This window comes from Yoonia sp. D2-7 (assembly GCF_055809435.1).
This window is the reverse complement of the sequence record NZ_CM147912.1, coordinates 763,573-788,024: the sequence shown is the minus strand read 5'-3', so window position 1 is coordinate 788,024 and position 24,452 is coordinate 763,573. Positions and strand designations below refer to the sequence as shown.

Annotated in this window: 25 protein-coding genes; 12 read left to right on the top strand and 13 right to left on the bottom strand. The window is 55.8% G+C overall.

The genetic code is table 11. The features are described 5' to 3' along the window. Nucleotides 1-5 precede the first annotated feature (5 nt). Nucleotides 6-1,001 (bottom strand): asparaginase, encoded by a 996-nt coding sequence (locus AC0L7R_RS03710; RefSeq protein ID WP_473658880.1) that lies wholly within the window; start codon nucleotides 999-1,001, stop codon nucleotides 6-8. Nucleotides 1,002-1,186: 185 nt separating this feature from the next. Between AC0L7R_RS03710 and AC0L7R_RS03705 the strand changes: the two genes are divergently transcribed. The 3 genes from AC0L7R_RS03705 to AC0L7R_RS03695 all read left to right on the top strand — a co-directional run bounded on the left by AC0L7R_RS03705 (nucleotide 1,187) and on the right by AC0L7R_RS03695 (nucleotide 3,294). Continuing rightward, on the top strand, nucleotides 1,187-1,711 hold the full coding sequence (locus AC0L7R_RS03705) for an invasion associated locus B family protein (protein ID WP_247129354.1): 525 nt from the start codon (nucleotides 1,187-1,189) through the stop codon (nucleotides 1,709-1,711). A gap of 139 nt (nucleotides 1,712-1,850) precedes the next feature. Then, nucleotides 1,851-3,035, top strand: coding sequence for a dual-specificity RNA methyltransferase RlmN (gene rlmN, locus AC0L7R_RS03700; protein WP_473658878.1), 1,185 nt, complete (start codon nucleotides 1,851-1,853; stop codon nucleotides 3,033-3,035). Between the two features lie 40 nt (nucleotides 3,036-3,075). Further along, complete coding sequence (locus AC0L7R_RS03695; protein ID WP_247129246.1) at nucleotides 3,076-3,294, top strand: hypervirulence associated TUDOR domain-containing protein; 219 nt, start codon at nucleotides 3,076-3,078, stop codon at nucleotides 3,292-3,294. Here the strand turns inward: AC0L7R_RS03695 and AC0L7R_RS03690 are convergent. The 7 genes from AC0L7R_RS03690 to AC0L7R_RS03660 form a co-directional block, all read right to left on the bottom strand. Then, on the bottom strand, nucleotides 3,291-4,415 hold the full coding sequence (locus AC0L7R_RS03690; protein ID WP_473658876.1) for a Gfo/Idh/MocA family protein: 1,125 nt from the start codon (nucleotides 4,413-4,415) through the stop codon (nucleotides 3,291-3,293). The two genes, AC0L7R_RS03695 and AC0L7R_RS03690, sit on opposite strands and share 4 nt — an antisense overlap. 12 nt (nucleotides 4,416-4,427) lie before the next feature. Continuing rightward, nucleotides 4,428-5,174, bottom strand: a complete 747-nt coding sequence (locus tag AC0L7R_RS03685) for a TIM barrel protein (protein WP_473658874.1) — start codon at nucleotides 5,172-5,174, stop codon at nucleotides 4,428-4,430. Nucleotides 5,175-5,184: 10 nt separating this feature from the next. After that, nucleotides 5,185-7,551 carry a glycosyl hydrolase 2 galactose-binding domain-containing protein gene (locus AC0L7R_RS03680; protein WP_473658872.1) on the bottom strand — a complete coding sequence of 789 codons (2,367 nt, stop codon included), beginning with the start codon at nucleotides 7,549-7,551 and terminating at the stop codon, nucleotides 5,185-5,187. A 1-nt stretch (nucleotide 7,552) separates the two neighbouring features. Beyond that, a complete protein-coding gene (locus tag AC0L7R_RS03675) occupies nucleotides 7,553-8,632 on the bottom strand; it encodes an ABC transporter ATP-binding protein (protein WP_247129242.1) in 1,080 nt (359 codons plus the stop codon). Nucleotides 8,633-8,636: 4 nt separating this feature from the next. Continuing rightward, nucleotides 8,637-9,533: a carbohydrate ABC transporter permease gene (locus tag AC0L7R_RS03670; RefSeq protein WP_247129352.1), complete on the bottom strand. Its 897-nt coding sequence runs from the start codon at nucleotides 9,531-9,533 to the stop codon at nucleotides 8,637-8,639. A 1-nt stretch (nucleotide 9,534) separates the two neighbouring features. Then, nucleotides 9,535-10,386, bottom strand: a complete 852-nt coding sequence (locus AC0L7R_RS03665) for an ABC transporter permease subunit (RefSeq protein ID WP_473658869.1) — start codon at nucleotides 10,384-10,386, stop codon at nucleotides 9,535-9,537. Nucleotides 10,387-10,546: 160 nt separating this feature from the next. Then, entirely contained in the window at nucleotides 10,547-11,773 is a 1,227-nt protein-coding gene (locus AC0L7R_RS03660; RefSeq protein WP_247129240.1) for an ABC transporter substrate-binding protein, read from the bottom strand. Between the two features lie 202 nt (nucleotides 11,774-11,975). Between AC0L7R_RS03660 and AC0L7R_RS03655 the strand changes: the two genes are divergently transcribed. Both AC0L7R_RS03655 and AC0L7R_RS03650 read left to right on the top strand, forming a co-directional pair. After that, a complete protein-coding gene (locus tag AC0L7R_RS03655; RefSeq protein WP_473658867.1) occupies nucleotides 11,976-13,004 on the top strand; it encodes a substrate-binding domain-containing protein in 1,029 nt (342 codons plus the stop codon). Between the two features lie 72 nt (nucleotides 13,005-13,076). Further along, the gene (locus tag AC0L7R_RS03650) at nucleotides 13,077-13,988 is read left to right on the top strand and encodes a nucleoside hydrolase (protein ID WP_473658865.1); all 912 of its coding nucleotides are present in this window, start codon (nucleotides 13,077-13,079) and stop codon (nucleotides 13,986-13,988) included. Here AC0L7R_RS03650 and AC0L7R_RS03645 read toward each other — a convergent pair. Together AC0L7R_RS03645 and AC0L7R_RS03640 are read right to left on the bottom strand one after the other, a co-directional pair. After that, nucleotides 13,985-14,704, bottom strand: a complete 720-nt coding sequence (locus tag AC0L7R_RS03645) for a hypothetical protein (RefSeq protein WP_473658864.1) — start codon at nucleotides 14,702-14,704, stop codon at nucleotides 13,985-13,987. The genes AC0L7R_RS03650 and AC0L7R_RS03645 overlap by 4 nt on opposite strands. 88 nt (nucleotides 14,705-14,792) lie before the next feature. After that, nucleotides 14,793-15,635: an LOG family protein gene (locus AC0L7R_RS03640; RefSeq protein ID WP_348107972.1), complete on the bottom strand. Its 843-nt coding sequence runs from the start codon at nucleotides 15,633-15,635 to the stop codon at nucleotides 14,793-14,795. Between the two features lie 117 nt (nucleotides 15,636-15,752). Between AC0L7R_RS03640 and AC0L7R_RS03635 the strand changes: the two genes are divergently transcribed. From AC0L7R_RS03635 to dapD, 3 genes are all read left to right on the top strand, one after another. Further along, nucleotides 15,753-16,304, top strand: a complete 552-nt coding sequence (locus tag AC0L7R_RS03635) for a thioredoxin family protein (protein WP_348107970.1) — start codon at nucleotides 15,753-15,755, stop codon at nucleotides 16,302-16,304. Between the two features lie 68 nt (nucleotides 16,305-16,372). Then, entirely contained in the window at nucleotides 16,373-16,825 is a 453-nt protein-coding gene (locus AC0L7R_RS03630) for a hypothetical protein (RefSeq protein ID WP_473658861.1), read from the top strand. Between the two features lie 66 nt (nucleotides 16,826-16,891). Beyond that, nucleotides 16,892-17,719 carry a 2,3,4,5-tetrahydropyridine-2,6-dicarboxylate N-succinyltransferase gene (dapD, locus tag AC0L7R_RS03625; protein WP_348107968.1) on the top strand — a complete coding sequence of 276 codons (828 nt, stop codon included), beginning with the start codon at nucleotides 16,892-16,894 and terminating at the stop codon, nucleotides 17,717-17,719. Nucleotides 17,720-17,795: 76 nt separating this feature from the next. On the opposite strand, the gene AC0L7R_RS03620 is transcribed toward dapD, so the two are convergent. After that, entirely contained in the window at nucleotides 17,796-18,839 is a 1,044-nt protein-coding gene (locus AC0L7R_RS03620) for a transporter substrate-binding domain-containing protein (RefSeq protein WP_247129232.1), read from the bottom strand. Between the two features lie 160 nt (nucleotides 18,840-18,999). Between AC0L7R_RS03620 and AC0L7R_RS03615 the strand changes: the two genes are divergently transcribed. The 4 genes from AC0L7R_RS03615 to rnr all read left to right on the top strand — a co-directional run bounded on the left by AC0L7R_RS03615 (nucleotide 19,000) and on the right by rnr (nucleotide 23,296). Then, entirely contained in the window at nucleotides 19,000-19,356 is a 357-nt protein-coding gene (locus AC0L7R_RS03615) for a hypothetical protein (RefSeq protein ID WP_247129231.1), read from the top strand. Beyond that, nucleotides 19,346-20,488 (top strand): succinyl-diaminopimelate desuccinylase, encoded by a 1,143-nt coding sequence (gene dapE, locus AC0L7R_RS03610; protein WP_473658858.1) that lies wholly within the window; start codon nucleotides 19,346-19,348, stop codon nucleotides 20,486-20,488. The genes AC0L7R_RS03615 and dapE overlap by 11 nt, the downstream gene beginning before the upstream one ends. Next, complete coding sequence (locus tag AC0L7R_RS03605) at nucleotides 20,485-20,898, top strand: GNAT family N-acetyltransferase (RefSeq protein WP_473658856.1); 414 nt, start codon at nucleotides 20,485-20,487, stop codon at nucleotides 20,896-20,898. Before dapE ends, AC0L7R_RS03605 begins: the two co-directional genes overlap by 4 nt. Before the next feature lie 151 nt (nucleotides 20,899-21,049). Continuing rightward, nucleotides 21,050-23,296, top strand: a complete 2,247-nt coding sequence (gene rnr, locus AC0L7R_RS03600) for a ribonuclease R (RefSeq protein WP_473658854.1) — start codon at nucleotides 21,050-21,052, stop codon at nucleotides 23,294-23,296. On the opposite strand, the gene AC0L7R_RS03595 is transcribed toward rnr, so the two are convergent. Continuing rightward, nucleotides 23,297-23,695, bottom strand: a complete 399-nt coding sequence (locus AC0L7R_RS03595) for a DUF1801 domain-containing protein (RefSeq protein ID WP_473658852.1) — start codon at nucleotides 23,693-23,695, stop codon at nucleotides 23,297-23,299. Further along, on the bottom strand, nucleotides 23,692-24,384 hold the full coding sequence (locus tag AC0L7R_RS03590; RefSeq protein WP_473658851.1) for a Tom37 metaxin N-terminal-like domain-containing protein: 693 nt from the start codon (nucleotides 24,382-24,384) through the stop codon (nucleotides 23,692-23,694). The genes AC0L7R_RS03595 and AC0L7R_RS03590 overlap by 4 nt, the downstream gene beginning before the upstream one ends. Between the last annotated feature and the right edge of the window lie 68 nt (nucleotides 24,385-24,452).

Below are 24,452 nucleotides of genomic sequence, written 5' to 3'. Positions count from 1 at the left end.
AGTCCTTAAATCAGTGCAGAAACAGGGGAAATCCGGCCCGTCACAAGGCCGTCCCAGTTGCGAATATCAGGTGTCATCAGGGATTTGGCGGTCGGGTGGTTGGCATCCAACACGCCGAGCTTCACGAGGATCGACGCAATCGCGGCTTCGCTGGCGCGGGTCGCACCGTCCGTGATTTTCAGCGCCACGCCAAGCTGCTTTTCAGGAATAATCGCGATGAACACGCCTTCTGCACCCGTTTTCACGGCGACTTTGCCATCCATGGCCCGCATCAGATTGGTACATGCACGCGTCTCGCCTGCGACCATTTCAGGATAGGCCATCATCGCTTGCGCGAGGCGGGCGGCGGCAGATGAGCGTGTATCGCTGCGGCTGTGGGCCGATGCAAAGAAGGCCATAGACCGCGCCAATCCGTGCAGGGTGCTGGCGAAATTCGGGGCGGAACAGCCATCGATGCCGTAGGTGGGCGATGTTTCTTGGGTCACCTCTTCGAACACCGCTTTGCAGGCTTGCTGCACGGGATGGTCGATCTGCGTATACTCGGTTCCTGCCCCGAGATGTTTGTTCAGCGTCAGGAAACCGGAGTGTTTGCCCGAGCAATTGTTGTGGATGCGGCAAGGCTGGTCGCCCGCGCGGATCAGATCATCGCGCACGTCCTTATCGCCGGGCACCTGCGGGCCACAGCGGAAATCGGGTTCTGCCAGCCCGAGGTCCTTGATCCATGCAGAAACGGCTTCTGTGTGAATGTAAGACCCGTCATGGGACGCACAGGACAGGGCCAATTGTTTTTCAGTCAACCCAAAGGCGTCCGCAGCCCCGCTTTCGACCAACGGCAACGCCTGCAGCATCTTACAAGACGACCGTGGGAAGATCACAGTTTCCGGATCACCCCATGCGTCAATGATCTGACCAGACGCATCGCAGACGACGGCATGGCCTTGGTGCATGCATTCAATCATGTCGCCCCGCCAAATTTCGATCAGGTCTACTGGGTGTGTCATCTGCGTCCCTCATGTCACAACGCCAGGTGGTTGGCCTTTAGGGCTTTCCCAACTGGGCAGTTTTTTGCTAACCCTATGCCTATCGAGTTGAAACACGACCCGCTAGCCGAAAAGGTGCACATCAGATGCACGGATGGCTGAGTTGGGCATCCAGAGGCAATCACAGCGTGGAGGCTGTCACTATGATGAAGAATTTTGCACGGATCCTGACGGCAACGGCCCTGATCGCCGCGAGCAGCAGCGTCAGCGCACAGGAATCGTCAAACCGGGTCGCAGCAAACACCGATTGGAGCGTGTTTGTCGAAGATAACCCAACCGAATGCTGGGGTGTTTCGGCCCCCAAAGAAACCGTAAACAGCCGTGACGGGAACGTCGTGCAGGTGCGCCGTGGCGATATCCTGCTGTTCGTTTTCTACCGTCCGGGTGCGTCTGTCCAAGGCCAAGTCGCCTTTACTGGCGGTTATCCATTTGCGAGCGGATCAACTGCAACGCTGGATATCGGCGGCACAACGTTTGAACTGTTCACCGAAGGTGAATGGGCTTGGCCTGCGACACCTGAAGACGACGCGAAAATCGTTGCTGCGATGAAACGCGGGTCTGGTGCCAGCATGACAGCGCGGTCCGGTCGCGGCACGGTCACGAAAGATACGTTTTCACTGCTTGGCTTCACCGCCGCAGTTGAAGAAGCCGCACGGCGCTGCGCTGGGTAGTCGATTTTTCGCGGAAAATCGGATGGGGGCCAGCCCCCATACCCCCGGGATATTTACGGCCAAAAGAAATAAGGCGTCGGTTTTCATTGGAAACCGGCGTTTGTTGTTTATATGAGGCCCAGATGTTGGAGATTCGATCATGACCGCCACGGCCCCTGTTACACCTGATATGCTGACGATCCCCCGTAAGGATACGGGCGGTGGCTTGCCGAATCTTGTCGGAATGACACGCGATGCGATGCGTGATGCGTTGATCGCTGCGGGTACGCCTGAGAAGCAGGCGAAGATGCGGGTCGGCCAGATTTGGCAGTGGATTTACCACTGGGGCGTTCGCGACTTTGAACAGATGACGAACCTCGCCAAAGATTACCGCGCGATGCTGGCCGAGACATTTGTTGTGGCTGTACCAGAGGTTGTGACCCGTCAGGTGTCCGAAGATGGTACGCGCAAATATCTGGTCCGTATTGCTGGCGGCCACGAGGTTGAGATCGTTTATATTCCCGAGACCGATCGCGGCACGCTATGTGTGTCGTCGCAGGTCGGGTGCACGTTGACCTGTTCGTTTTGTCATACGGGCACGCAAAAACTGGTGCGCAACCTGACTGCTGCCGAGATCATTGGACAGGTCATGGTTGCCCGCGACGATTTGGGCGAATGGCCAGAACCCGGCACCCGCACCGAAGCCGACCGCACCCGCCTTTTGTCGAACATCGTTCTGATGGGCATGGGTGAGCCGCTGTACAACTTTGAAAGCGTCCGTGATGCGATGAAAATCGCGATGGACCCGCATGGCATCCAGCTATCGCGCCGCCGTATTACACTGTCGACGTCTGGTGTGGTTCCAGAGATTGCCCGCACTGCCGAAGAAATTGGCTGTCAGTTGGCTATTTCGTTCCACGCCACCACCGATGAAGTCCGCGATAAGTTGGTCCCGATTAACAAACGCTGGCCTTTGGCCGATCTGCTGGACGCGTTGCGCAGCTACCCGAAGGTATCCAATTCAGAGCGGATCACGTTCGAATATGTGATGTTGGACGGTGTGAACGATAGCGACGCAGATGCGCATCGCTTGGTCAAACTGATCGACGGCATCCCTGCAAAGATCAACCTGATCCCATTTAATGAATGGCCCGGTGCGCCATACAAACGGTCATCAAACAACCGCATTCGCAAGTTCGCTGACATTGTGCATAACGCTGGCTATTCGTCACCAGTTCGCCGCCCACGGGGTGAAGATATCATGGCCGCTTGTGGTCAATTGAAGTCTGAAACAGAACGTGGCCGTAAATCCAAAGCCCAAATCGCGGCTGAAACCGGAACCTGACGCCCTTTATCCTGTTGTGCCTTCTGAAAAGGAGATCAACATGACCAAGTATAACAAAGGCGACAAGGTTGAATGGAACTGGGGCAACGGGACCGGCACTGGTCAGGTTGAAAAATCCTACACCGAAAAGGTGACGCGCAAGATCAGCGGCACAGAAGTCACCCGAGATGCGGACAGCGATAATCCCGCCTACTACATCAAACAGGACGACGGTGACGCCGTCCTGAAATCTGAATCAGAGCTGTCGAAGGCGTCTTAGGCCAACAGCGCACGCGCCTCATCCGGTGACAGTGCTGCGGGGCGTCCGCATGTCGTAGATAGTGTGATGAACCGGCGTTCCTCGCCGGACTTCAAGATGCTTGTCATGACATCGGTCGCATGCACCGCCACATCGACATTACAGCGATGGTCACGCCCTTCAGCGATGGCCGCGGCCATGTCCGCTAGACCCGCACAGCGATAGTTGGCTTTGCTGTTGTCTTCGAAGTTGTTCACACCAAATGGGTGATCCCATGCATCAAGCACCTTGATGTCACGGTCTTGCCCGCCGATTTCGACGTCACCGCCAAAGAAGTTCGGATCAGGCACAAAGATTGACGCGTCTTCGCCGTAAAGCTCCATATTCGTGTGCTTATTTGTCCAAACATCCCAGCTGGCCCCCATCGTCACGGCTGCCCCGTTTTCGAATTCCAGCAGCGCGTGGATGTTTGTTGCGACGTCCACCGGAATGACTTCGCCATCGCGCGGGCCATTGCCGATTGTGCGTGTTGGGAAGGTTTTGTTCGCCAAAGCAGCCACCGATTTTACGGGCCCGATCAATTGGATCAGGTTGGTGACATAATACGGCCCCATGTCGAGCACCGGACCACCGCCCGGTTTGAAAAAGAAGTCAGGGTTTGGATGCCATGCTTCCATCCCGTGGCCCATGACGTGACATGTGCCGCCGATGATTTTGCCGGTTTGGCCACCATCAATCGCTGCGCGTGCCTGCTGATGCGCCCCGCCAAGGAACGTGTCAGGCGCAGAGCCGACCCGCAGGTTTTTCGACGCAGCCAGATCGCGCAGGATTTGACCTTCTTCCAAGGTCAGAACCAATGGCTTTTCGGAATAGGCGTGCTTGCCTGCTTCCAAGATGGATTTGGTCACGGCAAAGTGCGCATCCGGGATCGTCAGGTTTACGATCACATCGACGTCGGACGCTTTCAGAATGTCATCAACCGTGTCCGCCCGGACGTCAAATTCAGCCGCGCGCGCGTTTGCGTTGTCCATGTTGAGGTCCGCAACCGCGACCAGTTTCAGCGATTTAAAGATCGGCGCTAGTGTCAAATACGCCTTTGAGATATTCCCGCATCCGATGATGCCAACACCAAGTTGTGTCATATTATCAATTCCTTAGAAGTTAGACGCACTGGCAAGGCTACGTGTCGCCATGCGCTGGTGGTCAGACGGATTGTCGTGTTCAACGACGTAGTGATCCACGCCCGCAGCTTGCAAAGCCGCGTGGATCGCCGCCCAATCCATGGTGCCATGACCTACGTCGGCCCAGCCGTCTTCGTCCGTGTTTTCGCCTGCGGGGGCCACGTCTTTGATGTGGGCTGCTGCGATCCGACCTGCGTATTTGTTGATCCATGCGACAGGGTCTTCGCCTGCGCGCGTTACCCAACCAAGGTCGAGTTCCAGCATCATGTCGGGTGCCGCCGCCATCATCAGATCGAGCGGCATTTCGCCTGTTTCGGTCGCGACCAATTCAAAGTCGTGGTTGTGCCAGCCGAACTTGATCCCAGCCGCCACAAAAGGTTCGCTGATCTTGGCAAGCCGTTCGCCAAATGCAGTCCAGCCAGCCGCATCTGTCGGCCGTTCGTCTTCTTGCAGATATGGCACAAACGCCGCCCGCATTCCGAAATCGCGAATGAGTTCAATCGCTTTGGCAGGATCGCCTTCCATCAAGTCAAGGCCAATGTGGCTGCTTGTCATCTTCAGGTCTGTGCCTTCGAAGGCCGCTTTCACCGCGTCCACATCGTCGAAAAGCGCGCCGTACCCTTCGACCTCTTTGAAGCCTGCTGCAGACAGCATTTTCAACGTTTCAGACAGCGGCGGGAAGTTCCGCGAACAATAAAGCTGGTAAGAAATATGAGTCATTCGATGTCCTCTAGGCAGTCGTGGCACTGTGCAAATCGCGCAGTGTAAAGGTTGGTGTTTGAGACGCGTCGCTTGGCGTGAATGTGATGGTCCGGCTTTCGCCGGGCAGCATGTCAAACGCATTGTCAGAGAAACGGCCCTGCGTGTCCGCCTCGAGCGAGGTGAACAAAGACAGGCCATTTGCGGTCAACGTGATCGTGTTCCCCGCAATGTCCATGGCGACGTTCGCAGGGAGCAAATCGAAGGTTTTGTACGGCTTCGGCGTATAGATTTCGCGCCCTTCGCCCTGATCGCTTTTCCACGATACGACCAGCATTTCGCCGTCGTTCAAATCGGCTACTGGCATGCTGAGCATATCAATGGATGTATCCCCGATCGTTGACGTGGCTTTCGCCAACGGGCGCAGATTACCTGCCATATCAACAGCTTGCGCCGTTACTGCAACATCAACTGACACAGGTGCATCGTTGGTTCCTCGCAGTGTGATCGTGTCGCCCGTCGGCACGGCTGTGACCATGACGTCCGCGTAGAACGCTTGCGCCATATGGTGCATCAGTTTCCATTCTCCGCCGTAGTCCAGCGACGCCCATGAACAGACGGGCCATGTATCGTTCAGCTGCCAGATGATCGTGCCCATGCAGCGCGGCTTTTGCGTGCGCCAATGGGTGACGGCTGTTTTGATCGCGACGCCCTGTTGGATTTGGCTGAGGTAGACGAAATCTTCGAACTTTTCAGGCCAGCGGAAATAGCGGAACATCGTTTCTGCGATCCGCGCGTTCCCACCTTCGTTCTTCTGGTGACTTTCCAGAACGGGTGCCGCGATGTTGCGGTCCGCTTCGCCGGTAAAGTCACGCACGGCGTTCATGCCGGGATAGGACTGGAACCCGAATTCCGAACAAAAACGAGGACTTACGTCGCGGTAGTGGTCAAAATCGCGGCCTTCGTGCCAGACCGACCAGAAGTGCATGTCGCCTGATCCATCATCGTGCCACGCGTCGCCAAAGTTTAGCGGACCGGGTGATGGTGATGATGGCCACCAAATCGCGCGGGGGTCGGTTTCAAGTAGCGTATCTTCGATGGCGCGGTTCAGACGATCGTAGTTCACCAAGTACCGATCGCGGTCGTTGATAGAACAATCGTACCAGCCCAACGCCCCGATGAGTTCGTTGTCGCCACACCAGACCGCAAGGCAGGCGTGGTGGTGCATCCGTGCGACGTTATCGCGAATTTCCGCTTTGACTTCAGCGACATAGGCGCGATCCGATGGGTAGAGGTTGCAGGCAAACATGAAGTCCTGCCAAACCATAAGCCCGAGTTCATCGCAGCTATCGTAGAACGATGTTGGCTCGTACCGGCCACCGCCCCAAACGCGTATCATGTTCATGTTGGCCTCTTTCGCAGAGACCAGAAGCGCATGGGTTTTGTCGTCCGTGATGCGACCAGCAAGCGCGTCTGCGGGGATCCAGTTGGCCCCTTTGCAGAACACATCGCGCCCGTTCACGCGGAACTTGAAGCCAAGCCCTGCGTCGTCTTCTTCCGTAACCAATTCCATCTGGCGCAGGCCAAGACGGCGGGTCGCTGTCGCGTCACCAGCGGTGATTTTCAGGTCGTAGAGCGGTTGATCGCCCTGCCCTGCTGGCCACCATAATTTCGGTTGTGATACGCGTGCACTAAGCGTGCACAACCCGTGCACCGCCGTACCCGTGATGGTCTGGCCGTCAAAGTCGAGCGTCACCGCGCCATCGTGGTTTGTTGTCGCCACCTGAACCGTCACAAGCACGCCGTCGCCGCTGTGATCCTGATGGATATTCAACGTGTCGATGCGGGCGGCTTTGGATGGTTCCAACGCGATGTCGCCGTAGATGCCAAAAGGAGCCAGCGCGATGTTCCAATCCCAGCCGAAATCACAGGCGGGTTTGCGCAGGAAGTTACCGAACGGGATCGGGCAGTTTTTGGAAATTGGCAGTTCGAAATCATGCGCGTCTTGCAATGCACGGCCCGCGTCCACCGGGCTGTGGAAAGTGATCGCGATGGTGTTTTCGCCAGATTTGGCTACATCGCCAAGCGCAACACGGTAGTCGCGGAACGCGTTCTGGGCTTCCAACACGACCACATCGTTGACCCGCACGGTCACGACCGTATCCATGCGCGACAAAACTAGATCAACGTCCACGTCGATCAGATCAAACGTCCGCGTCGCAGTCCAATCGCGTTCGCAAATCCACCGCAGATCAAGTTCATTTTTGCCAAAATACGGATCAGGAATCAGTCCAGCGTCGTACAACGCCGAAATGCCATCGTTAGGGAACGTAATTGGACAAGTGTAGGCACTGGACCCGTCCGTAAGGGTCCAGCCGGTATTGAGATGTGTAGCCATATTACAGACGTGCCTCGTCTTTATTGTCGAACAGGGATGCGCGTGACGGATCGATACCGATGCCAAGCGTTTCACCTGATTTGATTACTGCCTGCCCGTCCATCCGGATGCGGAAGGGTTCGCCGTTCATCGTTGCGTAGACCAACGTGTCGGACCCCATGGATTCCACCAGATCGACAGACACGGCCATTTGCACAGGTGCTTTGGCGGCAAGTTCGCCGGTCACGATGTGTTCAGGCCGGATACCAATCGTCACGGGACGATCCGTAACTTGCGGGCTTGCAAAGGCGTAGCCAGTCATTGGCAGCGTTAATTCACCCTTTTTGAAAACGCCGTCTTCGAGGTGCCCTTCGATGAAGTTCATTGACGGTGACCCGATAAAGTCAGCCACATAAAGGTTCTTGGGTTGGTTATAGATTTCGTCGGGTGTGCCAAGCTGCATGATCTTGCCGCCTTTCATGACAGCAATCCGGTCGGCCAATGTCATCGCTTCGACCTGATCGTGCGTCACGTAGATCATCGTGTTTTGCAGCTGGTTGTGCAGGCGTTTCAATTCGACCCGCAGATCAACGCGCAATTTGGCGTCGAGGTTTGACAGTGGTTCGTCGAACAGGAACACATCCACATCACGCACCAACGCACGACCGATGGCGACACGCTGACGTTGGCCACCAGACAAAGCGCCCGGTTTACGATCAAGCAACGCCTCGATTTGAAGAATAGACGCGGCACGTGCGACGCGTTCTTCGATCTCGGCTTTTGGCAGGCGCGCGTTTTTCAGACCGAAGGACAAGTTCCCCTTCACGGTCATCTGCGGGTAAAGCGCGTAGGATTGGAACACCATGCCGATGCCGCGTTCAGACGGTTCTGCCCATGTGACGTTCTGGCCTTTGATGAAGATCTGGCCGTCGGTGACTTCGAGCAGGCCCGCGATGCAGTTCAATAGCGTTGACTTGCCGCAGCCGGATGACCCGAGCAGAACGATGAATTCGCCGTCACGAATATCGAGGTTGAGGTTCTTCAAGACTTTCACAGCACCAAAGCTGAGGTCGAGGTTTTTGATTTCTACAGAATTTGTCATGGTTTCAGCCTTTGACTGCGCCGGCGGCAATGCCGCGCACGAAGAGTTTGCCCGAGGCAAAATAGATGATGAGAGGAACCATACCGGTGAGCAATGTCGCCGCCATGTTGACGTTGTATTCCTTGATGCCCTGCACCGAGTTCACGATGTTATTGAGCTGGACTGTCATCGGATACGTCGCGGGTTTGGTGTAGATGACCCCAAACAGGAAATCGTTCCAGATACCAGTCACCTGCAGAATGATCGCAACCACGAAGATCGGCAGCGCCATTGGCAACATGATCTGGAAGTAAATCCGCCAGAACCCAGCACCGTCGACGCGGGCTGCTTTGAACAATTCCTCGGGGATTGAGGCAAAGTAGTTCCGGAACAGCAGCGTCAGGATAGGCATCCCGAAGATGGTGTGCACAAGGACAAGCCCGCCGATGGACCCCATCAGCCCGATTTCACGCAGCAGGATCACGATCGGATACAGCATTGTTTGGTAAGGGATGAAGGCCCCGATGATCAGAATGGTAAAGAACGCCTCTGACCCTTTGAATTTCCAGTTCGACAGCGCGTAGCCGTTAATGGACGCAATCGTGATGGACAGCAGAACAGAAGGGATCAGGATGCGGACCGAATTGCCAAATCCGCGCGATAGACCGTCGCAGTTGATGCCTGTGCAGGCTTCGGCCCATGCTTTGACCCACGGTTGGAATGTGACTTCCATTGGAGGCCCGAACACGTTGCCGAGGCGTATTTCCGGCATGCCTTTCAGCGATGTCACGATCATCACGTAGAGCGGCAACAGGTAATACATGGAGACCATGATCAACGTGCCATAGAGGAAGATATTGCCCCGGCTGAACGCTTTTTTCGGTTTTGGTCCGCGTGGACCGGTCATTGTGTTGGTTGTCATATCAGCCACGTTTCTTCCCTCCGAATTCGAGGTATGCCCAAGGGATAAGAATGATGATCACGGAACACAGCATCATGGTTGAGGCTGCAAACCCCTGTCCAAGGTTCTGCGCGCGGAACATGTATTCGATCACGTATTTTGCGGGGACTTCGGAACTAAGACCCGGTCCACCGCCCGTTTGGGCGACCACAAGATCGTAGAGTTTGATGATACCTGATGCGATCAACACCAAGGATGTGATGAACACAGGGCGCATCATCGGGATGATGACCTTGATGTAGGTTTTTACAGTGCCGATGCCGTCAACGCGGCAGGCTTTCCAGATGTCTTCGTCAATGCCGCGCAAACCAGCGAGCATGATGCACATGATAAGACCCGTGCCCTGCCACAAACCGGCGATCAGCAGACCGAACATCACAGTGTTGGGGTCATTGAGCGGGTTGAAAGTGAATGTTTCCCAGCCCCAGCCGCGCACAACAGATTGGATGCCGAATTCGGGGTTCAAAATCCACTGCCATGCAAGACCTGTCACAACGAATGACAGCGCGAAAGGGTAAAGGAAAATGGACCGGAACACATTTTCGAACCGGATTTTGCGGTCCAGCAATGCCGCCAGCGTAAAGCCCACGACCAACGTAAAGACCATCGAACAGATGCCGTAAATCCCTAGGTTGGTGATCGAAATCCACCACCGATCTGTGTCCCACAGCCGTTCATACTGGTCAAAGCCAACCCATTTGGTTTTGGGCAACATGCGCGAGCCGGTGAAAGAATAAACGACTGTCCACGTCGTCGCCCCGACAAATACCACAAGGGCGGTCAGGATCATTGGGATGGACGCGATCTTGGCCATCGGGTTGCGGAATAAGCGACTTGGTCGCTTTGCTGGACGTGCAGGGGGGTCCGAGGCCACGGTCATCGTGTCGGCTCCATCTAGGAAAGGTTGTCGGGTGGGGTCTTCGGGTCGGCCCGGCGCGTCAGACGCGCCGAACCGGGGAGGTTGATCGAAAGACTTAGTCAGCGTCTGCGATGATGTCGGCGTATTTCGCCTGCGCATCGGCTGCGGACATGTCAGAAGACCAGAACTGAGCCATCAGATCTTCGATCTGTGTTGATGTATCAGCAGAGTTGTTCATGTCACCGGATGGCAAGATGCCGCCAGATGCCAAGATTTCCAGACCCTTCTGCATGCAGTCGTTGGCTGCAGACAGATCGATGTCACCGCGCACTGGCAAAGAGCCTTTGGCGAGGTTGAAAGACACCTGAACTTCAGGAGAGATCAACAATGCAGCCAGTTCTTTCTGGGCTGCTGTGATTTCAGGATCGTCGTTCACTGGGAAGTAGAATGCGTCGCCGCCTGTATCCAGAACTTCGTTCAGACCGAGACCTGGCAAGCAGGAATAGTCTTCGCCAGCAACAGCTTCAGCAACAGAGAATTCACCCTGCGCCCAGTCGCCCATGATCTGTGCGCCAGCTTGGCCAGTGATCACGAGGTTTGTCGCTTGGTTCCAGTCTTGAACGTTGCTGTCAGCAGCCAGTTCACGTGCAGCAGCAGCCGCTTCGAATACTTTTGCGTACTCAGGACCAGCCGCAACGCTTTCGTCGTGGTCACGGTTCACAGCAAGCCATGCGTCCTGACCAGCGATCCCAACGGCCATAACGCCGAATGCACCGGATTGCTGCCAACCCTGCTTACCCATCGCAAGTGGGATCACGTCAGCAGCTTTCAGTGCGTCAGCAGCTGCAATATATTCGTTCCAATCGGTTGGGACGTCTACGCCAGCTTTTTCAAACGCAGCGTGGGACAACCACAGCCACTGCCAAGAGTGGATGTTCACAGGCACACAGTAGATTTTACCGTCCAGTGTGCAGGAATCGAGAAGCGATGTTGGGTTAACAATGTCAGTCCAACCGCCAGCTTCGGCAACGTCTGTCAGGTCAAGCAGCAAACCAGCTTCGATCAGTTCTTCCGCCTGACGACCGTGGTTCAGCTGTGTCGCACCCATTGGGTCGCCGCCGAGGATACGGGAAATAATGATTGGACGTGCAGTACCGCCGGATCCGGCGATCGCGCCGTCGACCCATGTGTGCTCTGTTTCGTTGAATGCTTTCGCAAACTCGGACACAGCGGCAGCTTCGCCACCAGATGTCCACCAATGCGTTACTTCAAGTTCTACCGCAGATGCTGCGGATGCGCTGACCATTGCAGTCGCCGCCAAGAGTTTAGTTGTTAGCTTCACGATTCTCTCCTCCCTGGTTCTAAATCGTTGTAGAAAATTCTATATCGATTTAGATAGTTCTAGCAAGACATAAAAATTCATTGTAGGTACGTTCAACGCAATTATTCACCAAGACCTTAGAATTGCACAAAAAAGCGGCTAGTAGGGTCCGGGGTTTAAGACAGAATCACCGGATTCTGTTGCGATACGGGGAGGAAACACGATGGCACGCACCAAATCGCCAATGACACTTGAGGCCGCATTACCTGCTGGCGGAAAGCCGACGTTGAAGACCATTGCACAGATGAGCGGTCTAGCCGTCCCAACTGTGTCGCGTGCGCTGAACGACGCCCCCGATATTGGTAGCGATACGAAGGTCTTAGTTCGTAAAATCGCTGCCGAAATCGGTTATGTTCCGAACCGTGCCGGTGTGCGCCTGCGGACGGGCCGAACCAACGTGATCAGCCTTGTTATGTCGACTGAACACGACAACCACACAGCACGTCTTATTTCGTCTGTGGCCGGAGGGTTGCAGGGCACGCGGTATCATTTGAACGTTATGCCGTACTTTCCCCAAGACGATTTCATGAAGCCTGTGCGCTATATCGTTGAGACCGCTTCCGCCGACGCGGTGATTCTGAACCAGATCGAACCAAACGACCCGCGCGTGGCTTATTTAATGGAAAAACGGTTCCCGTTTGCCACGCATGGACGCAGTAAATGGGCCGATAAACACGCGTATTATGATTTCGATAACCACGCATTCGGATATCAGGCGATGGAAGCGCTGCATGCCCGCGGGCGTCGAAACGTGATCGTTGTCGCGCCGCCTCTGGCCCAAAGCTACGCCCAGCATCTGGTCACGGGTTTGCGATCCTGCGCTGAAAGGTTCGACATCAAGCTGACGGTTGTGGAAGGCGCGACGAGCGATAACGATATTCCCAAGATCGTTGCGGCCGTTCACGCAGCCCTTGTCGGCGACCCGACAATCGACGCCATTGCAACTGCGTCAACGACGGCGGCGATGGCGGCAGTTTCGGCATTGGAACAGAAGCAACGGGTGCTGGGAACCGACATTGATGTCATCGCGAAAGAGGCGATTCCGTTCCTGAAATTGTTCCGTTCGGAGATCATAACGCTGTCAGAAGCTGTTGGTACGGCGGGCGAATTTCTCGCGAGGGCCGCCATCAAGGCAATTCAGGATCCGGCAGCCCCGCCGATGCAATATCTTGAAGTGCCGCAAGGTCGCTAACTTTGTGATTTGAAGCGCGCCATTCTCTGTGATCTACCCTGCCGAATTCGCTTCTGAGGCAAGGCACGATTTATGAAACTTATTATTGATACTGACCCCGGCGTTGATGACACGCTTGCGATTGCACTGGCCGTTGCAATCCCAGAGGTCGAGCTGTTGGGTCTGACTGCCATTTTCGGCAATACGTTTGTGAAACAATCCAGCCGCAATGCGCGGTATTTGTTGGACTTTCTGGGCTATGACTGTCCCGTAGCCGAAGGTGCCGCGTTGCCATATGGCGCGTCGGACTACACCCCATCAGCGAATGTGCACGGTGACGAAGGGCTGGGCGCGCTGACAACTGTGCCGGAAATCGGCAAGAATATCGACGAAACCGCTGCCGCATTTTTGGTACGGATGGCTGCCGAAAACGCGGGCGAATTGGTTGTTTGCGCCATCGGGCCGCTGACCAATATCGCGGACGCCTTGGCGCTTGATCCGGCGTTTGCCACCAATATCAAAAGCCTCGTGATTATGGGCGGCGCGTATGCCGTCCCCGGAAACATCACACCACACGCAGAGGCCAATATTTACCACGACGCCGCTGCCGCCGACGTTGTCTTCGCGACCGAGATGCCGATTGTCATGGTCGGCCTCGATGCGACGATGCAAACGTTACTGACACCTGAAGATTTTGAAGCGATGGCTGTGACATCGCCGAAAGTTGGTGGATTTGTCCGCGATATTTCGAACTTTTATCTGGGTTTCTACCGGTCAGTTGGCGTGTTTGACGGCTGCCCCATGCACGATTCGACCGCCCTGCTGGCCGGTCTGTTTCCAGAAAAGTTCACGTTTGAAAAATCCGGTATCAAAGTTGCGCTGTCCGGTGATGACATTGGCGATACGGTCGCAGATGCAAGCCGTCCGAAGGTGGATGTCGCTGTCGGCATTGAGGCGAAGTGGGCCGTCGACTACGCAATGGCGCAGGTCGCGACACTGGATTAACCGGGATAGATCCGCGTCATTTCAGCGTCATAGCGTGCCCATGTCATGGTCGCGCTATTGCCTGCGTAGCCATGATAATATGACCGTCCGGACGATGTTGGCAGCCCCGCCCAGATTTTGGCGAGATTGTTCATGAACGCGTGGCGGCTGATTCCGCCTGCTTGGAATTGTGCCAGACCTGCGTCCTGCAACAGGATTCCGGCCAGTTCGTCCTGCACCGCAGGCGTGAACGGCGTTTGACGGTTGAAACCGGCCTGCCGCGTGAGTGTTCGTAATGTCGGTGGGATGAACTGATACCGTCCAATCGCATGCGGTTGGCCCGGCGTTGCGGTGATCCAGTCGTAGATTTCACCAATCGTCATGTCGGTCGGGCGATTTGACGGGCGGCGGGATGCGCCATGCTGCACAGCATCGTAACCATCTGGTCCCGCCTCTGCAGACGCGATGAGAGTCAATAACCGCGCTTCTGGCGGTGTTTGTGATGTCAGTATTCCTCTGATCGGTGCTTTTTGACGTTGTGGGTATGGCGCGAAAAGGCTGCTACCGCTTTGTCCGATGAAAAGACTAGACCCACCAGACGACGGCCCTGATGCGCGGTTGACCTGCACAAGCGGCCCCGTGTTGAGCCCGCCAATTAGCGGCGTCACCTCTGCCCGCGCGTTCACCGCCATCACGAGCAACACAATCAACGTCACGACACAGCGTCTAATGTTCATACAAAAAGGGCCCCAAGTTCATGAGGCCCTTTTGACGGTGATTTATTGAAAATTCGTTTCAGTTCGTGAAGAAACCTGTGAACAGGTCTTACCGCCCCGGAATTTCGCCGCGCTTCTCGCCTTTGCCTTCCCAGTTTTCCAACGCTTCGACTGCTTCTTCAGCGGTTTCCACGAAGCGGAAAAGTTCAAGATCATCTGCGGAAATCGTCCCGGCATCGGCCAAGGCGTCCCAATTGATAATGCCTTCCCAGAAATCTTTGCCAAACAACAGGAAAGGGACCCGTGCCATGCGACCAGTTTGGATCAGCGTCAGTGCCTCGAACGTCTCATCCAGCGTTCCGAACCCGCCCGGGAAAACGGTGATCGCGGCGGCGCGCATCAAGAAGTGCATCTTGCGGATCGCGAAGTAGTGGAAGTTAAAGCACAATTCAGGCGTCACGTATTCGTTTGGCGCCTGTTCGAACGGCAGCACGATGTTTAGGCCGATAGATTTACCACCGGCATCAAGAGCGCCGCGGTTGCCTGCTTCCATCACACCCGGTCCGCCGCCTGTGACGATGACGTTCTCATGACCGCCTGTTTCCAAGGACTTACGTGTCATCAGTTCGGAAAAACGGCGGGCTTCTTCGTAGTATTTCGACAAATCAGCCAGCGTTTTGGTCCGCGCCGTGTCCTTTTTGGATGGCTCTGGAATACGCGCACCACCGAACAGAACGATTGTGGATTCGATGCCTGCTTCGTCCATCAGCAATTCAGGTTTCAGCAGTTCCAACTGCAACCGCACGGGCCGCAAATCTTCGCGGCACAGAAAGTCGTCGTCTGCGAAGGCCAATTTATAGGACGGTGCCTGCGTTTGCGGCGTCACTGGCGTGTGCGATACGGCTTCACGGTCTTGGCCGCTGTCGCGGAATGTGTGTTTGCGGTGGTCCATTGGTCGTCTCTTTCTTTTGTTTGCGCCAGAGTTGCTGGAAGTGCCCGCGGATGCAATCGCTGACCCCTTTGTTTTTTCGCACAGTGACTTTAAGTTGATCACGAACAAAGGAAGACCATGATGTTGTTGAAAACCGCCGTTTGCGAATTTGGGATGCCTGCCCCTGAGTTTACGTTGATGACCCCCGATGGCACGGCCTACAGTCGTGACGATTTGATGGGGGAAAACGGGCTGTTGCTTGCGTTCATTTGCAACCATTGCCCCTATGTCATCGACATGATGCCGCGGCTGGTCGGGGATATGATCGCGCTGCGCGCCGCCGGAATCGGGATCGCCTGTATCATGTCGAATGATTACGACGATTATCCTGCCGATAGTCCCGAACGTATGGTCGAATTTGGCCAAGTTTACGGCCTGACTGCCCCCTACCTGGTGGACGAAGATCAAAGTGTCGCCAAGGCCTATGGTGCCGTCTGCACTCCCGATTTCTTTGGCTACCATCCCGAGAATGGTCTGCAATATCGCGGCCGGCTGGATAACGTCCCCATGCGCGGCGATGCCAAGGGGCGTATCCCTGAATTGGTCGAAGGCATGACACAGATTGCCGAGACCGGTTTTGGTCCTGAAAAGCAGACACCATCGACGGGTTGTTCAATTAAGTGGTCGTGACACTGCCAAATCAACCGACCGCGTCAAAGCAGATACCCTGTGATACCGCGATACAAACGTTGGGAAGGATGCGCATCGCTTTTATGCTGTGTATTGTGGTGGCATCCATCGCACTGATGCTTTTCCTCTTTGTTTCGGTGTTTTTGCTTCCTGTCATCGTCAGGTGGGATGCCGCACACCCTGTGGCCCTGTTGGCCGCATATATCTTTTTGCTTGGCCTAACTGTTCTGCCGTTCTGGGCCGCGCGGTATCTGAACCGGATCATGCAAAATAAAGCGCTACGATCACCACGGGCGGCTGCACTGTTCATTCTATCCGGTCTTTTCCTCATTCCCGCGCTTATCCTCATCCCTATGGGTGCTAACGATATTCTCATGGAATCCGGCCAGAGCGCGCGCGTGCTTTTTGTTCTGCCCGGCGTCCTGTGTGTCGCCTTATCGATGTTTTTGGCGCATCTCGCGATCCAGCAGGTGCGCACACAAAAAGCATTGGCAAAGCAACAATCCACTGACCTCGCATAGATTGCACCCAAAGCCCGCCCGCTTTATAGCCGCTGAGACTCTTTTTCAGACCAAAGGACCGGACATATGTCGAACGCTGCCCTTGAGACCGCAATCGAAGCCGCATGGGAGGCCCGTGACACGATCACAGCCGCCACCAAAGGCGAAACACGCGAAGCCATCGAAGATACGATGAACGCTTTGGACAGCGGCAAGTTGCGCGTTGCTGAAAAGCAAGACGACGGCAACTGGTTCGTGAATCAGTGGGCCAAGAAGGCCGTTCTGTTGTCATTCCGTCTGAACGACATGGAAGCGATCAACGGCGGCAACGGCGACACAACATGGTGGGACAAGGTTCCGTCCAAGTTCGCAGGTTGGGGCGAAAACCAATGGAAAGACGCGGGTTTCCGTGCCGTTCCCGGTTCTATTGTCCGTCGTTCCGCCTACATCGCACCGGGCGTTGTGCTGATGCCATCGTTTGTGAACCTCGGCGCTTATGTTGACGAAGGCACGATGGTTGACGGCTGGGCCACAGTCGGGTCATGCGCCCAAATCGGTAAAAACGTGCACCTTTCCGGTGGCGTTGGCATCGGCGGTGTGCTGGAACCAATGCAGGCTGGTCCAACAATCATCGAAGACAACTGCTTTATCGGTGCCCGTTCTGAGGTTGTCGAAGGCTGCATCATCCGCGAAGGGTCTGTTCTGGGCATGGGCGTGTTTATCGGTCAGTCCACAAAGATCGTTGATCGTGAAACTGGCGAAGTCACATACGGTGAGGTTCCACCTTATTCCGTGGTTGTCGCCGGTACGATGCCATCCAAGAACAACGTCAGCCTATACTGTGCCGTCATCGTGAAACGCGTTGATGAAAAGACACGGTCCAAGACGGGTATCAACGATCTGCTGCGCGACTAAGCCCGCACCGTCGTCAGAATACAATAGGGCCGCATCTGGATCAGATGCGGCCCTTTTTGTTGGTCGGCTGTCGCGTTTAACGATTGCCGTATCGCGCCCCGAACCATTTAGTCATCAGGCTATCGTAAGTCCCGTCTTCACGCAGGCGCAAGAATGCCTGATCGACGGCTTCGCGGTAGAGACTTTCGTTGCTGAAAACCATGCCGTACTTTTCGGACCGGTAAACGCGGTCGAGCAGACGCGCTTCGCCCTGCGCTTGGTTTTCGACGTAGTAGGCAAGGATCGGACCATCGAACACTACGGCTTCGATTTCGTCTGTTTCAAACGCGGTCAGCAGGTCATCAAGCCCTGCAAAGGTTGCATGCGACAAACCGCGGTTATCCAAGAAAGCTGCAGTGGTGGACGCTTCGATGGTACCTACTTTGCGCCCGTCCAAGTCGGCCAGTGAATCAATGTTGTCCTGAATCGCGTTCACGGTCAGCGCTGCGGTGATCTGCGCCACAAAGATCGACACAAAGAACAAGCTACCAATGACCAAGAACACGCCAAACGCCCGACCAAAGCGGGATTGCGGCATCCGTTCTTCGAACCCGCCATTCACGACAAGGTTCAACGCCCACCAAAAAGCGGGAAACACCGCGTCTTTGGGTGCGTGATCAAAATACGGCTGATGGCGTCGTTCAAACACGTACATGATCATACCGCCCGCCAGCAGCAACAGCACCGCCCCAAGGACCAAGAGACCAACGTCGCGTGTGAAAATGACGGACAGAATGCTTTGCCCTGCCCCTGCTTCGGCCTTGAGCATAACCTGAACGCCGCCGTCAAAAATCGGCTGCGTAAAGTCCATCAGTCGTTCGCGTTCAGCGGTGATTGTAATGTTGGCGATTGCAGCGTCTGCTTCGCCGTTTTGGACAGCCGCCAACATCCCGCCGAAGCTGTCGAACCTTTGATATTGGATCGGAAGCCCGATTTCTTCGCTTGCCGCATTCAATAGATCAATGCTGAAGCCCGCATGTGCCCCGTCAATTTCAAACGAAAACGGTGCCCGCGTCACCGTGGCGATTGTGATCGCCTGATTTGGCGTTTGCGCAGTGGCCACGCCTGTCAAAAGGGACATCCAAATCCCAGTCAAAAATATTACGATACGCATTCCGCGGCAGTCCCCATGTCCCAAGCATATACCCTTAGCCGCTGGACTGATGATGACAAGCCTCTTGCCCTTCCGGTCAGAGTTTGAGACGTCAGTAACACAAAACCATTGCGCAAAGGCCACGCTCATGACCAAGCAAAAAGCTAAAAAGGTGTCCAGACAGCAGGTGTATACCCTTCTGGTTGAGGTTGGCCGCAATGCCGACGACGGATTACCCGAAGGTGCCACAGGTGGCGCGTTGATGTGTTACGCATCCGGCGTGGACGAAGCCGAAGCTGTGCGCGAAACCGTTGCGATCCTGAAACAGGCCGATCTGGCCCCGTTGGATGTGTCCGGCTACGGCACCTTGGACGAACGTTTGGCCGAAGGGCATGACATCAACGACGAGGAACGCGCATTGATGCAGCGGGCCTTGGACGAGAATTCTGTGATCATCGCTCAGATGACCCCGTTCTTTGAAGGGGATGACAAAAATGCCGATTGATCCCGTCGCCCTGACTGCTGATCTGGTCCGCTGTAATTCGATTACCCCTGCTGAGGGCGGCGCGCTTGTGCTGCTGGAAAAGCTGCTGACTGACGGTGGGTTTGACTGCACCCGCGTGGATCGCGGTGGTATTTGCAATCTTTACGCCCGCTGGGGCCGCAAGGGTGCGAACCGGACGTTCGGGTTTAATGGCCATACGGATGTTGTCCCATTGGGTGATCCGGATGCGTGGACGGTTGATCCGTTCGGCGCTGAAATCAAGGACGGCTATCTGTATGGGCGCGGTGCGACTGACATGAAATCCGGTGTTGCTGCGTTTGCCGCGGCTGCGATTGATTTTGTGGCTGATACGCCACCGGACGGGGCTGTGGTCCTTGCGATTACGGGCGACGAAGAAGATGTCGCTGAACACGGCACGATCGCCTTGCTTGACTGGATGGATGAGCAGAACGAAACCATGTCGGTCTGTCTTGTTGGCGAGCCCACCTGCCCTGATGCCATTGGCGACGCGATGAAAATCGGGCGGCGCGGGTCGATGACGGTGTGGTTTACGGTGACAGGTGTGCAAGGCCACGCGGCCTATCCGCACCGCGCGAAAAATCCGGTGCACGCCATGGCGCGGTTGATGGATGTGCTGGCGTCACACGAGCTGGATCAAGGGACCGAGCATTTCGATGCGTCCAGCCTGCAGGTCGTCAGTATCGACACCGGAAATGGCACGACCAACGTGATACCCGGTCAATGTACGGCAACGGTCAACATTCGGTTCAACGACACGCACACCGGAGCAGGTTTGACCGCTTGGATACAAGCAGAGGCAGATAAGGTCGCCGCTGCTTTTGACTTGAGCATCGATATGAAGATCAAAATATCCGGCGAAAGCTTCATCACGCCACCTGGTCCTTTGTCTGATTTGGTGGGCGCTGCTGTAAAAGCCGAAATCGGCCGTGATCCGGAACTGTCCACGTCTGGTGGTACATCCGATGCCCGCTTCGTGAAAAGCCATTGCCCCGTTGTGGAATTTGGCCTCGCAGGCAAAACCATGCACCAAGTCGACGAACGGGTGATGGTGGATGAAGTGATCAAACTCAAAGCCATCTATGGGCGGATTTTGAAGGATTATTTCGCATGATTGCTGTTGTTGACGACTACGCGCCTTGCATTGCATTGCGCCGTGCGGTGTTCATCGAAGAACAGGGAATTTCCGAAGCCGAAGAGATGGACGATCTGGACGAAAGTGCGATCCACATGCTTGCAACCGTGGACGGACAACCCGCAGGCACGGCGCGTTTGTTGCTGCAAGATGACATTGGCAAAATTGGCCGTATCTGTGTTTTGTCCGACTATCGCGGCACGGGTCTGGGCGCGCGGATCGTAGAGGCGGCGATGGATCATCTGCGCACGTTACCGAACATCAAGCGAGCCAAACTTGGTTCGCAAGATCACGCCATTGGGTTTTACGAAAAACTCGGGTTTGTGGGTTACGGGCCTTTCTACGACGACGCGGGTATTCCGCATCAGGATATGATCCGCGACCTGTGAGCGGACATGTCCGGGCTTGACCGCGGCAGCCTCCGGTGGAGCCCAGAAGACGTCAAAGAAGCCAAGCGGGCTACCCCAGTTCTTTTGGTCTTAAATATCTCGGGGGTGTGGGGGCTGGCCCCCACGCAGGGTCGCGTGGTAGGGCCACTCTATGACACGCATTCCTTCAAAAGCCGAAATTCTTGCATGGATTTCTGATCACCCGACCAAAGCCGCCAAACGCGATATCGCGAAAGCCTTTGGGATCAAGGGTGCCGCCCGTATTGATCTTAAGCGCCTTCTGAAAGAGCTTGAGGCGGAAGGAAAGCTGTCCAAGCGCCGTAGTTCCTATCGCGACGCAAATGTGCTGCCGCCTGTGACCGTGTGTGAAGTCACTGGACCAGACGCCGATGGCGACCTTTATGCGCGTCCGTTGGAATGGTCGGGCGATGGCGATGTGCCCCGTATTCTGATGACGCTGCGCGACAGCGATCCTGCGATGGGCAAGGGTAATCGTTTTCTAGGACGTCTGACCGAAGTGCCGGGCGAGGATTACACCCACACCGCCCGTATCATTCGTTTGATCGGCGAAAACCCGATCCGTCTGTTGGGTGTGTTCCGTCAAGGTGCGGAAGGGGGTCGTTTGATCCCCGTTGATAAAGGGTCAACGAAGGAATGGATCATTCCCGCAGGTCTGACCGGTGACGCCCAAGACGGTGAATTGATTGAAGCCGAGCAGGCAGGCCCGAAAGGCCGTATGGGGTTGCCGAAGGCCCGCGTGATTGCCAGTCTTGGTGATCCGACTGCCCCGCGTGCTGTGTCGTTGATCGCTATTCAGCAGCACGGTATTCCCGATCATTTTCCGGACGCGGTGATTGCTGAAGCTGACGCCAAAACGGGCGCGCCGCTTGGCAAACGCAAAGATTTGCGTGATTTGCCGCTTGTTACGATCGACCCGTCTGATGCCCGCGACCATGATGATGCCTGTTATGTCGAAGCGCATGACAATGGCACGTTTACGATCTGGGTCGCGATTGCTGATGTGGCCTACTACGTCACGCCGGGGTCAGAACTGGACCGCGAGGCCCGCAAGCGCGGCAATTCGACGTATTTCCCTGATCGCGTTGTTCCGATGTTGCCGGACGTTCTATCGGGCGATTTGTGTTCTTTGCACGAAGGTGTTGATCGCGCGTGCCTTGCTGTTGCGATGACCATTGATGCCGAAGGCAACAAGACGGGCCAGACGTTCCACCGCGCCTTGATGCGGTCCGCCGCGTCGTTGCATTACAAAGAAGTGCAGGATGCCATCGACGGTAATCCGAATGAGCGCACAGCGCCCATGTTCTACGACGTACTGAAGCCGCTTTATTCTGCGTATGCTGCCCTGTTGAAGGCACGCGAACGCCGTCAACCGCTGGAACTGGACCTGCCCGAACGCCGGATTGAGCTAAGCGATGAAGGCGAGGTGACGTCAGTCAATTTCAAAGACCGCCTTGATGCGCATAAGCTGATCGAGGAATTCATGGTGCTGGCCAATGTGGCCGCCGCTGAGACCTTGATCGCCAAGCAATCCCCGCTGTTGTTCCGTGTCCACGAAGAACCGAACCCTGATAAGTTGGATGCGCTGCGTGAGGTTGTTCATGCCTCTGGCCTGACTCTGGCGAAGGGGCAGGTTTTGCAGACCGCCCATTTGAACCGGCTGCTGAACCAAGCGCGTGGCACCGATGACGCTGAACTGGTGAACATCGCGACCCTGCGGTCGATGACGCAGGCCTATTACAATGCCGAAAATTTCGGCCATTTTGGGCTGGCTTTGAAGGCCTATGCCCACTTTACGTCGCCTATCCGCCGCTATGCTGATTTGATCGTTCACCGTGCATTGGTGTCGTCGCATGGCTGGGGCGATGATGGTTTGTCGCCGACAGATGTGGAACGTTTGGACGAGACCGCAAAGTCGATTTCGGACACCGAACGTCGGTCGATGATTGCGGAACGCGATACCACGGATCGCTATCTTGCCGCCTTCTTGTCCGAACGGATTGGCGCGGAAATGCCCGGTCGTATTAGCGGGATCGCGAAGTTTGGCGTGTTTGTGAAGCTGGATGAAACTGGTGCCGATGGCATGGTTCCGATGCGCAGCTTGGGCAACGAATTTTTCCATTACGACCAAGATAGCCAGACCTTGATGGGGTCGGATTCAGGTTTGGTGATTGGACTTGGCCAGAAGGTGAAAGTCACCTTGGCGGAGGCCACGCCAGTGACAGGCGGTCTGATCGTTGAATTGCTTGAGATCGAAGGCAAAGCCCTGCCCCGTGGATCGCGTGGTGGCAGACGGGGTGCGCCTGTGCGTCGTCGTGCGGGATCGGCGAAGAAGAAAGCAGCGAAGACGAAGCGTAAGGTCAAACGCACCCGCAAGTAGTTATTTGCGCAGGTGATAGGTCAGTGCTGATTTGATCAACGCGCCGTGCCGCACGGGGTCGATCTGTTTGGCTTTCGTGAATATCACGGCGCGGTTTCCTTCGATCACATCCCAATTGGGATAGGCCGCCGCAAAATCGCTGATGATGCGGGAATTGCAATTGGCATAGATCGCGAAGCCGCCGGATTTCGGCAGGCCGAGCCTGATGGTTGACCCGATGCGCGGCGGTGTCAGGTACGCGGGTTGCCCCCAACGCAGACCTTCTGTCACGTTTGGCACCTCTGGTAGGTCATCCGCGATTGCAAAGACAAGTTCGCGCAATTGCAGCAGACCGTCACGCGCCCCTTGCGGCATCGCGCCAAACGCGGCCTTCACGGCGTCATCTTGAAACGGGGTCAATCGAACATCTCCTTCATGCGGGCGACGTAGCCCATCAAAACCAGATCATCGGCCACGCGCAAGGATGTGGGCGTGGCGACCGGACTGGCCGCGATGTTCGACAAAACGGCCGCAACTGAAAAGTCCGGCAATGTTGGTGTGTCTGACAGTATGAAAGCGTGTTGGCCCAAAAGCGTGCGGATCGCGTCAAGGTCCTGATCCAGACGGCGCAGGCGTTCGTCGTCTGACAGGCGCAGGATACCTTGGGCATGCAGCCCTTTCCGCAACGCTTTGCGCAACCCGTTGGTCACAGGTCCACGGATCAATTTCGGGATTCCAGTGAAATAGGCAGCTTTGATGTGCGGCCAAACATCATCATTCATCCAACGGTCCATAACGACATGGAAATAGAGATGATCCTCGGCCATGCGGATTAGTGCGCGGCCCATCGCCTGATCGCGCATCGGTGTCTCGCCCCAAAAATCCGCCCCTTCACGTTCCAGAAACAAGCGGATGTCGTCACTGTCGTGAATGAGGTTTCCATGCGCACGCAGCACGGGCAGCTTGCCGTGCGCAAATTTTCGCGGGTCAAGGCAGTCTTCGCGCTGCCAATCCACGCCTGCGTGGTTCAGCATCCACACGGCTTTGACGCAGAACGGGCTATAGCTGACGTTGCCGAAACCGGCCTGAAAGGTGATGAGGTCGTACATGGGGTGCTCCTGATGCGGTTGCCCCCGTGATAGCGCGGCCTCCTGTCAACTTTTGTCAGGATGTGTGA

Excerpts from the sequence above, each read along its gene's own strand:
- dapE (WP_473658858.1), top strand. The coding sequence starts at position 19,346 with ATGCCGATTGATCCCGTCGCCCTGACTGCTGATCTGGTCCGCTGTAAT.
- AC0L7R_RS03670 (WP_247129352.1), bottom strand. The coding sequence starts at position 9,533 with ATGACAACCAACACAATGACCGGTCCACGCGGACCAAAACCGAAAAAA.
- rnr (WP_473658854.1), top strand. The coding sequence starts at position 21,050 with ATGACACGCATTCCTTCAAAAGCCGAAATTCTTGCATGGATTTCTGAT.
- AC0L7R_RS03590 (WP_473658851.1), bottom strand. The coding sequence starts at position 24,384 with ATGTACGACCTCATCACCTTTCAGGCCGGTTTCGGCAACGTCAGCTAT.
- AC0L7R_RS03705 (WP_247129354.1), top strand. The coding sequence starts at position 1,187 with ATGAAGAATTTTGCACGGATCCTGACGGCAACGGCCCTGATCGCCGCG.
- AC0L7R_RS03620 (WP_247129232.1), bottom strand. The coding sequence starts at position 18,839 with ATGTCCCTTTTGACAGGCGTGGCCACTGCGCAAACGCCAAATCAGGCG.
- AC0L7R_RS03695 (WP_247129246.1), top strand. The coding sequence starts at position 3,076 with ATGACCAAGTATAACAAAGGCGACAAGGTTGAATGGAACTGGGGCAAC.
- AC0L7R_RS03685 (WP_473658874.1), bottom strand. The coding sequence starts at position 5,174 with ATGACTCATATTTCTTACCAGCTTTATTGTTCGCGGAACTTCCCGCCG.
- AC0L7R_RS03665 (WP_473658869.1), bottom strand. The coding sequence starts at position 10,386 with ATGGCCAAGATCGCGTCCATCCCAATGATCCTGACCGCCCTTGTGGTA.
- dapD (WP_348107968.1), top strand. The coding sequence starts at position 16,892 with ATGTCGAACGCTGCCCTTGAGACCGCAATCGAAGCCGCATGGGAGGCC.
- AC0L7R_RS03650 (WP_473658865.1), top strand. The coding sequence starts at position 13,077 with ATGAAACTTATTATTGATACTGACCCCGGCGTTGATGACACGCTTGCG.
- AC0L7R_RS03615 (WP_247129231.1), top strand. The coding sequence starts at position 19,000 with ATGACCAAGCAAAAAGCTAAAAAGGTGTCCAGACAGCAGGTGTATACC.
- AC0L7R_RS03690 (WP_473658876.1), bottom strand. The coding sequence starts at position 4,415 with ATGACACAACTTGGTGTTGGCATCATCGGATGCGGGAATATCTCAAAG.
- AC0L7R_RS03645 (WP_473658864.1), bottom strand. The coding sequence starts at position 14,704 with ATGAACATTAGACGCTGTGTCGTGACGTTGATTGTGTTGCTCGTGATG.
- AC0L7R_RS03605 (WP_473658856.1), top strand. The coding sequence starts at position 20,485 with ATGATTGCTGTTGTTGACGACTACGCGCCTTGCATTGCATTGCGCCGT.
- AC0L7R_RS03675 (WP_247129242.1), bottom strand. The coding sequence starts at position 8,632 with ATGACAAATTCTGTAGAAATCAAAAACCTCGACCTCAGCTTTGGTGCT.
- AC0L7R_RS03635 (WP_348107970.1), top strand. The coding sequence starts at position 15,753 with ATGATGTTGTTGAAAACCGCCGTTTGCGAATTTGGGATGCCTGCCCCT.
- rlmN (WP_473658878.1), top strand. The coding sequence starts at position 1,851 with ATGACCGCCACGGCCCCTGTTACACCTGATATGCTGACGATCCCCCGT.
- AC0L7R_RS03710 (WP_473658880.1), bottom strand. The coding sequence starts at position 1,001 with ATGACACACCCAGTAGACCTGATCGAAATTTGGCGGGGCGACATGATT.
- AC0L7R_RS03630 (WP_473658861.1), top strand. The coding sequence starts at position 16,373 with ATGCGCATCGCTTTTATGCTGTGTATTGTGGTGGCATCCATCGCACTG.
- AC0L7R_RS03640 (WP_348107972.1), bottom strand. The coding sequence starts at position 15,635 with ATGGACCACCGCAAACACACATTCCGCGACAGCGGCCAAGACCGTGAA.
- AC0L7R_RS03655 (WP_473658867.1), top strand. The coding sequence starts at position 11,976 with ATGGCACGCACCAAATCGCCAATGACACTTGAGGCCGCATTACCTGCT.
- AC0L7R_RS03680 (WP_473658872.1), bottom strand. The coding sequence starts at position 7,551 with ATGGCTACACATCTCAATACCGGCTGGACCCTTACGGACGGGTCCAGT.